Raw genomic sequence first — 13,216 nt, 5'->3', positions numbered from 1 at the left:
ATGGCAAAAGAAAAGTTTGAACGCGTAAAACCGCACGTAAACGTTGGTACAATCGGCCACGTTGACCACGGTAAAACTACACTAACTGCAGCAATCACTAACGTACTTGCAAAAGTATACGGCGGTGTTGCTAAAGATTTCGCATCAATCGATAACGCTCCAGAAGAGCGCGAACGTGGTATCACTATTTCAACGTCTCACGTTGAATACGATACACCTACACGTCACTACGCACACGTAGATTGTCCTGGTCACGCCGATTATGTTAAAAACATGATCACTGGTGCTGCTCAAATGGACGGCGCGATCTTAGTAGTTGCTGCGACAGATGGCCCTATGCCACAAACGCGTGAGCACATCCTTCTTTCTCGTCAAGTTGGTGTTCCTTACATCATCGTGTTCATGAACAAATGTGACATGGTTGATGACGAAGAGCTACTTGAACTAGTAGAAATGGAAGTTCGTGAACTTCTTTCAGAATACGATTTCCCAGGTGATGACTTACCTCTAATCGCGGGTTCTGCGCTTAAAGCGTTAGAAGGCGAGAAAGAGTGGGAAGATAAGATTGTTGAGCTTGCAAACGCACTTGATTCTTACATCCCAGAGCCAGAGCGTGACATCGATAAGCCATTCATCATGCCTATCGAAGACGTTTTCTCAATCCAGGGTCGTGGTACAGTTGTAACTGGTCGTGTTGAAGCTGGTATCATCCGCATCAATGACGAAGTAGAAATTGTTGGTATCAATGATACAACTCGTTCTACTTGTACTGGTGTTGAAATGTTCCGTAAGCTTCTTGACGAAGGTCGTGCTGGCGAAAACATCGGCGCACTTCTACGTGGTACTAAGCGTGAAGACGTTGAACGTGGTCAAGTACTAGCTAAGCCTGGTTCAATCAACCCACATACTACATTCACTTCAGAAGTATACGTACTTTCTAAAGATGAAGGTGGTCGTCATACTCCATTCTTCAAAGGTTACCGTCCACAGTTCTACTTCCGTACAACTGACGTAACTGGTGACGTACAGTTACCAGAAGGCGTAGAAATGGTAATGCCTGGTGATAACATCAAGATGACAGTAACTCTAATCGCACCAATCGCGATGGATGAAGGTCTTCGTTTTGCTATCCGTGAAGGTGGCCGTACTGTAGGTGCTGGTGTTGTAGCAACTATCGTAGCGTAATAATTAACGTTAAAGTTAATTGTTAGAAAAAGGTCACTTAGGTGGCCTTTTTTAATGCCTATAGAAAAGTGATTAGCTTTGAGTTATAACTTTCTTGCCGTAGCTTGGGTTGAGTTTTACGAAACCCGAGGAAAAAGGTTGCTGAAAATAACTGAGCTCTTAAATATAAAAAAAGCACGGCTAGGCCGCGCTTATATTGAGTTAGCTCTTGGTCTTTTAGCCAATTACTAATATATGATAAAAGCTTTAATGCTTTTTAGTATACTCTTCAGCTTGTTTTAAAACTCTTAATAAATTACCGCTAAGGATTTTTTTAATATCTTTGTCGCTGTAATCTCTATCCATTAAACCTTGGACAAGATTTGGGTAGCTAGATACATCTTTTAAGCCGATAGGTAATGAATCGCCAACTCCATCATAATCAGAGCCAATACCTACATAATCAATACCAATTAGCTCAACTACGTGATCAATATGATCAAGCACCTGCTCAAGGCTTGCAAATGGATACGGGTTTTTAGCGCGGTACGCAGCATCAAAGTCTTTACTTAACTTACTGCCTTCTTTTTTAGCTGACTCTTTTGTACTTTTTAATTGCTTGCCCCAGCTACCTGCTTTAGCGGTAACAAAGCTTGAGCCAAAGTTGATTTGAATAACACCGCCATTTTCTTTAAGCGCCAATAGCATATCGTCATTCATATTACGCTCAAAGCCTGGCGTGTATTTACGAAGTGATGAATGCGAGGCTATTACTGGTGTCTTAGATAGATCCATAACTTGATAAAACGCATCATCAGAAATATGCGAAACGTCGATTAACATACCAATATTATTCATTTCAGTGACAAGCTTTTTACCAAATGGGCTTAAGCCTTTCCATTTACGGCGTATATCGTAAGAAGAATCCGAAATATGGTTGCTTTGCGAGTGCGCTAGCGTGATGTAGCGAATGCCACGCTCGTAAAAATGCTGAAGATTCTTCATATCCCCTTCGATTGGAGAGCCATTTTCCATACCCATTGCGATAGAGAGCTTACCTTGTTTAAATTGCTCCTCTATATCACTACTTGAGCTAGCAATAGCAAACTTATCGGGCGCGCGCTGGGCTATGGCTTCCATACTATCAATCATTTGATTGGCTAGCTGATAGCTTTTACCTTTACCTTCAAATTCCAAATGCGCAGGAATATAAATTGACATAAACGGTGCGTTTAAACCGCCTTTTACAGCGCGAGGGTAGTCAAAATCGCCATCAGTTGTCGCTTTAGTTACATCAACCCAGTTTTTATGAATTCGGTAAGGTACGTCGATATGGGTATCAATTAAAATAGTGTCTTTAGCGAGCTTAATTGCCTTTTCAGATGCTGTTATTGTTTGTTCTGCTTGGGCTTGGCTAGTTAATGCTAGTGATATGGCTACCACTAGAGTGCTGAGTTTTATCATGTTTTGGCTCTTTGGGTAAAAAGCCATTGTGTACGTTCAACTCAAAAGTTACAAGTACTACGCCTTAATCAAACGACTGTGCTTGATGCTCTTCACTTTGCAGCGCTTTAAATTCGCCCTTCGAAATAATAGTTACAGACTCATGAAGCTCTGAAAAAAACACCATGGCTTCGCCATTTTTAAGCTGAAGCTTAACTTGGTTAACTTTAGATTCAATGCTTGCTTCTACTTCGCCATAATCGGTGCCTTCACGTAAAACATAGCTTTCTATTAGGTTGTAAAGGGTATCTTTATCGAGTTGTTCAAAAGGAATAATCATAATTGCTCTTTGTTCGCATTGCCTAAAACATGTTGCCCAAAATAGCATGGCACGGCTTTCTCTAACCAAAATATAGGCTTAAACGGGTTTTTACCGCTAATAAAACCAACGTGTCCGCCCTTGTCAGAGATGCGCAGCGTAACATGCTCACTTACATCTTGCCTACTCGGTACGGCTTTAATTGAGAGCATCGGGTCGTCTTTGGCATGAATAATAAGTGTGGGTATAGCGATATCTTTTAAGTACGGCATAGCACTGGCTTTACGATAGTAATCGTGGGCATTTTCAAAGCCATGTAACGGTGCTGTAAGTTGGTTATCGAACTCTAATAAATCATCAATATTCATTAATTGATCGGTAGTTATAGGAATTTGCTGCTTAATTTGCGGTAATTTACGTTGCATCGACTTTTTCATGCGATCGAGCAAATACTTTTGATAAATTTTACCTAAGCTTTTACGAATAACATCACTTGATGATGATAAGTCATAAGGCGCCGATACCACTGCAGCTGCATTGAGTGGGCAGTTTGTATTCTCTTCGCCTAAGTATTTAGCAAGCACATTACCACCAAGCGAAAAGCCCACGGCAACCATCGCTCTATCTGGGTATTGTTGCTTAAGATGATTTATAAAAAAGGCTAAATCGGCGGTGTCACCGCTGTGATAAGCACGTGGAAGGCGGTTTACTTCAGTTGAGCAGTTTCTAAAGTGCATAAGCACAACTGCATAACCTTGTTTTTTTAAAGCCTTCATCATGCCTTTGGCATAAAAGCTATTTATATTGCCTTCAAGGCCATGCAAAACAACGGCAAGTGGTGCGGTTTCATTATGTGGAAGTGACCATGCGAGCTCAATAAAGTCACCATCGGGCGTATCAAGTTGCTCAAGTTCGTAGCGAGTGTGGTGAAATGGGCGGAAAAAACGCGGCATTATGGTTTGAACGTGACGATTGGTCATCCACCATGCTGGTTTGAACTGAGAGATCATGTTTGTACTACGCACTTTGTATTAAACGAAAAGCTAGTGTACCAAATTTTTCGCTTCAGAAAATAAAAAGCGCCTAACTAGTAAACTAATAAGGCGCTTTAGTGCGTCGTGCTTAATTTTGTTCGGGAATTTCTGCATCATGTATTTTTTTCAAAAAGAAAAAAGCAAAAAAGATACACAAAGAAACAACGATGGTTAAAAACCCAAAAGACATAAATAAAACTGGATCTGTAAAAAAGTCTCTAAAAAATACGTTCATGAGTTGTTCCCCTCGTTGTTGATGGGTTAATCATAGGCGGTGTTTGCTGGTTGCAACGTGATCGAGATCAAGTTATTTACATAAGCAGATGTAGGAGCGAAGCTAAGTTGATTTAGATCATGCTTTAAGGGTTACTAAGTTATTACCACTGAGAGCTAAGAGAGTTTTTTGCTTGAAATAGTGAGCTGATCTTAATTCATGCTTTTCCACTTCCCCTAAAAGCGTAGCGCTTTAAACTTTTTTGAGTAAACCACCTAGAGATTTTTTGCACAAAGAGAAAAGAATGAGAAGTAAATGAGGGTAGAGCAATAAACTGCTCAATATTTATATCTAAGTAATCTAGTTTGTTTTCCTCTAAAAGCGAAGCGCCTCTTAACCTCTTTGTGAGTAAATTACTTAAAGGTCTTTGCGCAAAAAAAAGAAAAAGAGAAGAAGATTAGGACAGGGTAATAAACTCCTCAGCTAAACAACCGCTCAATATTTATATCTAAGTAATTTAGTTTATTTTCCTCTAAAAGCGAAGCGCATCTTAAGCTCTTTGTGAATAAATCACTTAAAGGTTTTTTGCACAAAGAAAAGAGAATGAGCAGTGGAAGAGGGCACAAAAAGTAGCAGCCTAAGTGGCTTTCACATATAGCTCAATATTGTTTGGCTCTGTATGTTTGACTAATTCAAACTCATTTACTGCTTCAATCAACATATGTTGCTGTTGTTTTTCAAGCTTCAGCTCAGCGCTTAGCAACTCTTCGCGTATTGTGGCGTAATCACTTAACGTATTCTGATTAGCTTTTAAATAGCTGCGTGCGGCGCGCAGAGGCTGTAATGCGTGAGTATCAAACTCACTAGTTACATTTATTAACTCATTTAACTGTTGGGAATTAACACTTAAATTTAATGAATCTAAATAAAGCAGTAATAAGCATAAATTAACATTTTTTCCTTGCTGGTTTTGTAGTGCCAGCAAGGTTTTTTGTTGCTCAGGCTTTGCGTACAAGGTGCACGCAAACTGCCAAAAATGGTCGCTATTGAGCAAGTTCATCGGCGAATGCCTGCTCTTTTTCTTCCATTTCTTCAAGTGCTATAAGTAGCTCTTCTTCAATGTCGTTAAGTTTAGGTGTAAGCGTTGCTTGCTTAGCTAATAACTCTTTAAGCTTGGCTTTGTTATCATCGTTGTAGAGTTCGTTGTCGCCAAGGGCTACTTCAACTTCGCTAAGCTCTGCAGTAAATTTATCGAGTTGCTTTTCCAGCTTTTCAATTTGCTTTTTAAGTGGCTGAGTGGCTTTTCTAAATTCAGCTTCTAAGCGCTTTTGCTCTTTACGGTTAACACCTGGGTTTGCTTTAGGCTCGTCGTTTTGCTGCGCTTTAACCGCTTCTTTATTGGCATTCAGTAACCACTGATAATACGCATCTAAGTCGTAACCAAACTGGGTTACTTTGCCGCCATCTACTAAGTAAAACTCGTCGGCGGTGTTTTTAAGCATATGGCGATCATGCGATACGGTAACCATAGCGCCTTCAAAGCCTTGTAGTGCCATAACAAGTGCATGGCGCATTTCTAAATCAAGGTGGTTAGTTGGCTCATCGAGTAGTAATAAGTTTGGTTTTTGATATACCAACATAGCAAGTACTAAACGTGCTTTTTCGCCGCCCGAAAATGGGGCTACAGGCTCAAGGGCTTTATCGCCAATAAAGGCAAAACCACCTAAAAAGTCACGTAGTGATTGCTCAGTAGCTTTTGGGTCGAGGCGTTGTAAATGCATTATTGCACTGGCTTTTAAATCAAGAGATTCAAGCTGATGCTGCGCAAAGTAACCAATATTTAAACCGTGATGCTGAATAACTTCGCCAGCTTGCGGCTCTAAATCACCAGAAAGGAGTTTAATTAGCGTTGATTTACCCGCACCATTTCTACCAAGTAAAGCAATTCGGCTACCTGGTACAAGGTTTAGCTCTATATTATTTAAAATAGTGACGTCACCATAACCCGCTTTGGCTTTATCTATTGTCATTAGTGGGTTTGGTAATGCTTTTGGCTCTGCAAACTCAAAGTTAAATGGCGAGTCGGCATGTGCCGGCGCTAGTTTTTCCATGCGTTCAAGTGCTTTTACACGGCTTTGTGCTTGTTTAGCTTTACTGGCTTTTGCTTTAAAACGCGTTATAAACTGCTCAAGGTGCGCAATTTGATCTTGTTGCTTATCAAACATTGCTTGTTGTTGTAGTAAGCGCTCAGCTTTTTGGCGTTCAAACTGCGAGTAGTTACCTTTGTACACGTTGATAAGTTGCTTATCTACATGCCAAATTTGATCAACCACCGCATCTAAAAACTCACGGTCATGCGATATAAGTACAAGGGTGCCAGTGTAAGCACGTAAAAAACGCTCAAGCCAATAAACAGCATCTAAATCAAGGTGGTTTGTTGGCTCATCAAGAAGTAGTAAATCGGCGTCGCGTATTAATGCTTGGGCAAGGTTTAAACGCATACGCCAACCACCCGAAAACGAGCTTACAGGGTTTTCTATAAGGTTATTGGCAAAGCCTAGGCCATGTAATAGCTCACCTGCGGTTGATTCAATGCTGTAGCCTTTAATGTTTTCAAGCTGAATATGTACTTTGGCTTGTGTGTCGCCATCGTTGTTTTTCTCGGCCTCACGCAGTGCTATACGCATTGCGTAGTATTCTGGGTGGCCTTGAAGTACATAATCAATTGCGCTTATTTCAAGGGCGGGGGTTTCTTGTTTTACCGAGGCAATAGACCAATCTTTGGGAATACTGCAATTACCAGCATCGAGTTGCAATTCAGATTTTAGTAAACCAAATAACGTTGACTTTCCACAACCATTAGCGCCAACAAGGCCTACTTTATGTTCTGGAAATAACGTAGCTGATGCATTTTTTAATAAGGCTTTACCGCCACGAAGTAGTTCTATTTCTGAGATTTGGATCATGAATGCGTTACTTTGCTGTGCCCTTGTTAAGTTGGCGCTATCATAACATAGAACTTAATGCTCTTATCAAGCGTATCAACAAGTGAAGTTATACGATAAAATAGCAGTAGTTCAAACCACAGGAAAAATGTTGTGAGACAAAAGAAGCGATTTATTGCTGGTGCATCGTGCCCTGACTGCAAAGCCATGGATACTATGATGCTATACAGAGAACATGATGTTGAAAAAGTAGAGTGTGTTGAGTGTGGTCATAAAATGGCGCAACCCGATAACGCTGTTCAGGCGTCTACTCGCCAATTTGAACAAGTAATTGGTGTATTTAAACCGGGCGACTAACCCGGTTTTTTATTGCCTAATTTTTACCGGTTTTAGTAATGCGGTGGAGGCGGCTCAGGTGCTTCAGACATCATAGACGATGATGACTGCGACTCTTTAATTTTTTCTGCTAGCAGCTCAGTTTGGCGTTTCATTTTTGCTAACAGTTGCTGGTGCACTTTTATTTCATCATTTAAGACTTCAATTGTTTCGTCTTGAAAAGCCACTTTGGCTTCAAGTTCCATTAAGCGATGTTCAATTGTGTTCATTATTCTCTCGTATAATAAATCGCTCTGCGATACCGCTGGAGCTTTCGGTTAACAACGACTTACCGTTATCTGTAAATGTCACATCTAGCACCACCGCCGATTTAGGCTTACTGCCTTCGCGCGGGGTAACCTGCCAAGTTTGAATTTTTTCACCGCTTGGTATTTGCCATAAATCTACGCGCTTATTTGGCGAGCCAGTTGCAAGCAAAGTGCCTTGTTCGTTAAAACGCACAGCAGTAAAAATTTTCTGACGCGCAATATACTTCAGTTTACTCACAAGATCACCTGTAGTCAGCTTCCATACATTTGCTTGTGCCATACTATCGGCCGTAAACGCATAGCGACCTTGTGGATCGAGCGTTACTTGGGTAACACGCGTTGGGTGATTAAAACGATGAATTACTTGCCCTGTACGTGTATCCCAAAAGTAAGCAACATAATCGTTAGAGCCACTCAAAGCAAAGCGTCCGTTAGGTGATAGGTCAACAGTGTTAACTTTATCTTGATGACCTAAAAACTCAATACGACGTCCGGTTTCTAGGTTTACAAATACGACAACGCCGTCGCTACGGCCGTATAAAACACTACGGCCTTGATTGCTAATGGCAATATCGCGAATGCTGGCTTTTTGTATTTTGTAATAACCTCTATTTTTGCCTGTGGCTATATCCCACACAGCAAACGTGGTTTTTTCGGCGGTAACAGCCACGCTGTTATCAAAAGCAATAGCAACGGCGTATACCAAACTGTCTTGATCTTGCTGCTGAAACCATTGGTATTTTAGTACCTGCTGTTGATTATCCCACAGGGCGACCCCATGGTTGATAGAGGAGATCAAACTGTATTTACCATCGTTTGACAGTGTTGATGAAAACGCACCTTGTGCAGCATGTTCGTAACTTGCTACAGCGTGTTGTTTTTTATCGGTACAGGCGATGGCTAAAAAACAGCTAAATACGATTAAAAAAGTACGAAATATCGACATATTACAGGTATTTCCCCTTAACTCTTAGTGACTGAGAGGTTAGACTAGGACGCGTTAAATGCCTAGGTTGTTTGTCTAATCACTGGATATGTTTTTAGTTTAGCTAACAATGTGGAATTTAGTCATTAAACAAGCAGCCTATCATGTGGGCCGTTAATCTTTAACTAGTAATAATACATTAAAATGACAACTGCAAAGTGTGTCGGAGATTTAAAATGAAAAAGACGATTAGATTGTCATTGATTGCAGCGTCAGTTTTAGCGCTTACAGCTTGTAATCAAGAAGCAAAAAAAGAACAAGCTGAAGTTAAATTAGACACTGTTGAACAGCAACAAGCATACGGTATTGGTGCATCTGTGGGTAACTTTTTAAACAAAGACCTAGCAGACAAAACAGAAATTGGTATTGAACTAGACCAAGCACTTTTAATCCGTGGTTTTGAAGATGCACTTGCTGGCAATGCAAAGCTTGACGAAGAAAAAATTCGTGAAGTATTAACTGAATTAGATACATCAGTACGTACTAAGCAAGAAGAAAAAGCAAAAGTAGAGTCTGAAAAAAGCAAAGAAGCGGGTGTTAAATACCTAGCTGACAACGCTAAAAAAGAAGGCGTTACAGTAACTGAGTCTGGCCTACAGTACGAAGTACTTAGCGAAGGCGATGGCGAAAAGCCAGTAGCAACTGATGTAGTTAAAGTACACTACAAAGGTACTTTATTAGACGGTACTGAGTTTGATAGCTCATATGCACGTAACGAACCGACAACTTTCCCTCTTAACCGCGTAATTGCGGGTTGGACTGAAGGTTTACAACTTATGTCAGTGGGTTCTAAGTACAAGTTCACTATTCCTTCAGAACTTGCTTACGGCGACCGTGACTTAGGTAAGATTCCAGCTAATTCAACACTTGTATTTGAAGTTGAATTACTTGAAATTCAAAATGAAGAAGCACCAGCACAATAATAAGCTTATTGTGTAAATGCAAAAAGGGACCTTAGGTCCCTTTTTTAATGTGCGTAAATAACATATTAGTTTGCGTGATTAGAAAACAAGTTATCAATAAGCTCATCTTCAAGTGCAAAGCGTGCTTCTAATGCCTCGCCAATAACAGATAAGTCATCATCAAAGCCCTTTAACAAGTCTTCTTTGTCTACTTCAGCGTATTTATCATTAAAATCAAGCGCTATGTCGGTTGTACTAGAAATACGCGGGTAAATAGAGTTTGCTAACTCTTGGCTTTGTAAGCCCTTTTTTTCACATGCTTTTGCTATATCGTCATACACTTCAAAATGGCCTGCAGATAGGTAATCCATTAAAAGCTGGCAAAATGATTCAATTAGCTTTGGCTCTGGTAATGCCTGATCTTGCTTTTCGTACGGCGTAAAGCCTGCAATTTTGCAATAAAGTACAATAAGGTCTTGGCGTTCGTTTAGCCATTTATCAATTACTGTGTGGCTACCACCCCATTTTTGTTGAGCTTTTTCTACACGCGTCAGCATAATTATTCTCCTAGGCTGGGTTGGTTTTTAATTAAAAATATAATAACTCACTGTACATCAAGATATATTTAATTTGAGCGTATATCAACAAGTAAAGTAACCCAGTTGTGAGTTGTATCTTTTTATATTAATTAAGATGGGGGAGTTTTATTGCAGGCAAGAAAAAACCACCAGTTACGGTGGTCTAATTTCTTTCAGTGACTTGTTATAACAAGCTTTCTTATTTTTATGAGATGATTTTTATTGTTATTATTTTAAAACTTTTATTTTTATTGTTTTAAGATTTTTATTGTTGTTTTTGTTAACGCGGGACAAACAATAACAAGGTTTTTAGTATGTTGCAAACATATTAATAAAAAGTTTTAAATGTTATTCTTTTTTGCTTATTTTATAGTCAAAATGGATTAAAACACTCCATTATATTGATCTGCCTCTAGGTAAAGCTGTTTTCGTCCCTAAGCAATAGAGGGTCAGGGAATATGGTGGTACAATCTTGCACAATTTATACAAGTCTTAGGATCATTTACGCCATGAGCGAATTAAAAAACGACCGTTATTTACGTGCACTTGCAAAACAACCTGTTGATGTAACTCCGGTATGGATGATGCGCCAAGCAGGACGCTATTTACCAGAGTACCGTGCAACACGTGCACAAGCGGGCGATTTTATGAGCCTGTGCCGTAATGCAGAACTTGCATGTGAAGTAACACTGCAACCATTACGTCGCTACCCGTTAGATGCCGCTATATTATTTAGTGATATTTTAACAATTCCAGATGCGATGGGTTTAGGCTTGTACTTTGAAACTGGCGAAGGCCCTAAGTTTGAACGCCCTATTTCATCACTTGCTGATGTTAAAAAAATTCCAAAGCTAGACCCTACAGACGAGCTTGGCTACGTAATGAATGCAGTAAGCACTATTCGTCGTGAGCTTAAGGGCGAAGTACCACTTATTGGTTTTTCTGGTTCACCTTGGACACTAGCGACTTATATGGTTGAAGGCGGTAGCAGCAAAGTATTTGGTAAAATCAAAAAAATGGCGTTTGCAGAGCCCCAAACACTTCATTTATTACTAGATAAGTTAGCAGATTCAGTTATCGATTACTTAAATGCTCAAATTAAAGCAGGCGCGCAATCGCTAATGGTATTTGACTCATGGGGTGGTGTATTAAGCCCGCGCGATTACAATGAGTTTTCACTACAATATATGCATAAAATTGTAGATGGCTTAATTCGTGAATACGATGGTCGTAAAGTACCGGTTACTTTGTTTACTAAAAATGGTGGTCAATGGATTGAAGCTATTGCAGCAACAGGTTGTGATGCAATAGGCCTTGATTGGACTATTAATATTAGCGACGCTAAGCGCCGTGTGGGTGATAAAGTGGCTCTACAAGGTAATATGGACCCATCTATGTTACACGGTACACCAGAGCGTATTCGCCAAGAAGTAGGCACTATTTTAGAAGACTTTGGTACAGGCAATGGCCACGTGTTTAACTTAGGCCACGGTATTACACCAGATGTAGACCCTGAAAATGCTGGCGTATTCATTAATGCAGTACATGAGCTAAGTGCTAAGTACCATAAGTAATAGCCACTTAAACAAGCTTTAAAACTGTTTAAAAGTAAAAAGCCCGCTAATTAGCGGGCTTTTTGTTATTTATTTATAAAAGGCTTTAAAAAAACCTTACTCAATAACCTACTTAAATAAGCGATTTAAACCATTTAATGCCGCAACACGGTAGGCTTCAGCCATGGTTGGGTAGTTAAATGTGGTATTTACAAAGTAGTCGATATTATTGCCACCATTTTTTTGTTCCATAATGGCTTGGCCAATGTGAACAATTTCAGATGCACGCTCGCCAAAACAATGTACGCCAAGTACTTCTTTGGTTTCAGTGTGGAATAATATTTTTAAACTACCTACTTCAGTACCAGCAATTTGCGCGCGAGCCAAATGCTTAAACTGAGCACGGCCAACTTCATACGGTACTTTAGCGGCTGTAAGTTCTTGCTCTGTTTTACCTACTGAGCTCATTTCTGGAATGGTATAAATACCGGCCGGAATATCAACAATCAGGCGGTCGTCACAGTTACCACATGCAATTGCATCAGCAGCTATACGACCTTGGTCAAACGCAGCACTAGCAAGGCTTGGGTAGCCAATTACATCACCTACAGCGTAAACGTTATCAACTTCTGTTTGATATGTTTCGTTAACTTTTAATTGGCCACGGCTATCGGCTTTTAAACCAATGGCTTCAAGGTTTAATGTATCTGTATTACCAGTACGGCCATTAGCAAATAAAATACAGTCAGCTTTTACGCGTTTGCCTGATTTTAAATGCATAATAACGCAGTCGTCACGGGTCTCTATTCGGTCAAACTCTTCGTTATGACGAATAACAATACCGCTGTTCCAAAAGTGATAGCTAAGCGCGTCAGATATTTCAGCATCCATAAAAGCAAGTAGTCGGTCGCGTGTATTAACCAAATCAACTTTAGCGCCTAAACCTTTAAATATAGAAGCATACTCACAACCAATTACACCAGCGCCGTATATAAGTACGCGGTGAGGGTCGTGTTTAAGGCCAAGTATTGTATCACTTTCGTAAATACGAGAATGCGTAAAATCGACTTCTGGTGGGCGATAAGGGCGTGAACCCGTTGCTATAACAATCGTTTTAGCCGTTAGTCGCTCGGTTGAGCCGTCATTTCTTTTTACTTCAATCGTGTGCTTATCTACAAAGCTCGCATCACCTTGAAACATATGAATGCGGTTACGGTCGTAAAAGCTACTACGTAAATTAGATTGCTTAGAAATAACCGAACTGGCGTGACGTAAAATATCAGGAAAAGTTAAGCGGCTAGGGCGCTCACCAATATTAAATAACGGGTTTGCTTTGTATTCAATATAGCGGCTAACAGAATGGCGAAGCGCTTTTGAAGGAATTGTTCCCCAATGTACACAACCGCCACCAACAGCTTCTTGGCGTTCAATAACC

13 protein-coding genes are annotated in these 13,216 nt (G+C 40.2%); 4 read left to right on the top strand and 9 right to left on the bottom strand.

The window, feature by feature from the left end; translation table 11 throughout:
* Positions 1-1,185, top strand: a complete 1,185-nt coding sequence (tuf, locus tag L652_RS0118320) for an elongation factor Tu (protein ID WP_024596766.1) — start codon at positions 1-3, stop codon at positions 1,183-1,185.
* Positions 1,186-1,431: 246 nt separating this feature from the next.
* Here the strand turns inward: tuf and L652_RS0118315 are convergent, their stop codons facing one another.
* The 5 genes from L652_RS0118315 to L652_RS0118295 form a co-directional block, all read right to left on the bottom strand.
* Positions 1,432-2,628 (bottom strand): dipeptidase, encoded by a 1,197-nt coding sequence (locus tag L652_RS0118315; RefSeq protein WP_024603593.1) that lies wholly within the window; start codon positions 2,626-2,628, stop codon positions 1,432-1,434.
* 64 nt (positions 2,629-2,692) lie between these two features.
* Complete coding sequence (locus L652_RS0118310; protein WP_007378894.1) at positions 2,693-2,947, bottom strand: YheU family protein; 255 nt, start codon at positions 2,945-2,947, stop codon at positions 2,693-2,695.
* The gene (locus tag L652_RS0118305; RefSeq protein WP_024595257.1) at positions 2,944-3,936 is read right to left on the bottom strand and encodes a hydrolase; all 993 of its coding nucleotides are present in this window, start codon (positions 3,934-3,936) and stop codon (positions 2,944-2,946) included. Before L652_RS0118305 ends, L652_RS0118310 begins: the two co-directional genes overlap by 4 nt.
* An 875-nt stretch (positions 3,937-4,811) precedes the next feature.
* Entirely contained in the window at positions 4,812-5,234 is a 423-nt protein-coding gene (locus L652_RS0118300; protein WP_024595256.1) for a TIGR02444 family protein, read from the bottom strand.
* A complete protein-coding gene (locus L652_RS0118295; RefSeq protein ID WP_024595255.1) occupies positions 5,218-7,140 on the bottom strand; it encodes an ATP-binding cassette domain-containing protein in 1,923 nt (640 codons plus the stop codon). Before L652_RS0118295 ends, L652_RS0118300 begins: the two co-directional genes overlap by 17 nt.
* 132 nt (positions 7,141-7,272) lie before the next feature.
* Between L652_RS0118295 and L652_RS0118290 the strand changes: the two genes are divergently transcribed.
* Complete coding sequence (locus tag L652_RS0118290) at positions 7,273-7,476, top strand: YheV family putative zinc ribbon protein (RefSeq protein ID WP_007378899.1); 204 nt, start codon at positions 7,273-7,275, stop codon at positions 7,474-7,476.
* 32 nt (positions 7,477-7,508) lie between these two features.
* Here the strand turns inward: L652_RS0118290 and L652_RS0118285 are convergent, their stop codons facing one another.
* Positions 7,509-7,724: a SlyX family protein gene (locus tag L652_RS0118285; RefSeq protein WP_007378900.1), complete on the bottom strand. Its 216-nt coding sequence runs from the start codon at positions 7,722-7,724 to the stop codon at positions 7,509-7,511.
* Positions 7,711-8,709, bottom strand: a complete 999-nt coding sequence (locus L652_RS0118280; protein ID WP_024595254.1) for a hypothetical protein — start codon at positions 8,707-8,709, stop codon at positions 7,711-7,713. Before L652_RS0118280 ends, L652_RS0118285 begins: the two co-directional genes overlap by 14 nt.
* A 215-nt stretch (positions 8,710-8,924) precedes the next feature.
* Here L652_RS0118280 and fkpA point away from each other — a divergent pair, with 215 nt between their 5' ends.
* The gene (gene fkpA / locus L652_RS0118275; protein ID WP_024595253.1) at positions 8,925-9,671 is read left to right on the top strand and encodes an FKBP-type peptidyl-prolyl cis-trans isomerase; all 747 of its coding nucleotides are present in this window, start codon (positions 8,925-8,927) and stop codon (positions 9,669-9,671) included.
* A 65-nt stretch (positions 9,672-9,736) separates the two neighbouring features.
* On the opposite strand, the gene L652_RS0118270 is transcribed toward fkpA, so the two are convergent.
* The gene (locus L652_RS0118270) at positions 9,737-10,207 is read right to left on the bottom strand and encodes an Rsd/AlgQ family anti-sigma factor (RefSeq protein WP_007582240.1); all 471 of its coding nucleotides are present in this window, start codon (positions 10,205-10,207) and stop codon (positions 9,737-9,739) included.
* 530 nt (positions 10,208-10,737) lie between these two features.
* On the opposite strand from L652_RS0118270, the gene hemE reads away from it, so the two are divergent.
* Positions 10,738-11,802, top strand: coding sequence for a uroporphyrinogen decarboxylase (gene hemE, locus L652_RS0118265; RefSeq protein ID WP_002961084.1), 1,065 nt, complete (start codon positions 10,738-10,740; stop codon positions 11,800-11,802).
* A gap of 108 nt (positions 11,803-11,910) precedes the next feature.
* Here hemE and sthA read toward each other — a convergent pair.
* Positions 11,911-13,216, bottom strand: a 1,306-nt coding sequence (gene sthA / locus L652_RS0118260) for a Si-specific NAD(P)(+) transhydrogenase (RefSeq protein ID WP_024603592.1), incomplete at its 5' end; no start/stop codon positions are given.

It is taken from the genome of Pseudoalteromonas sp. TB25 (assembly GCF_000497995.1).
Taxonomy (GTDB): domain Bacteria; phylum Pseudomonadota; class Gammaproteobacteria; order Enterobacterales; family Alteromonadaceae; genus Pseudoalteromonas; species Pseudoalteromonas distincta.
This window is presented reverse-complemented; position numbering and strand designations above follow the sequence as displayed.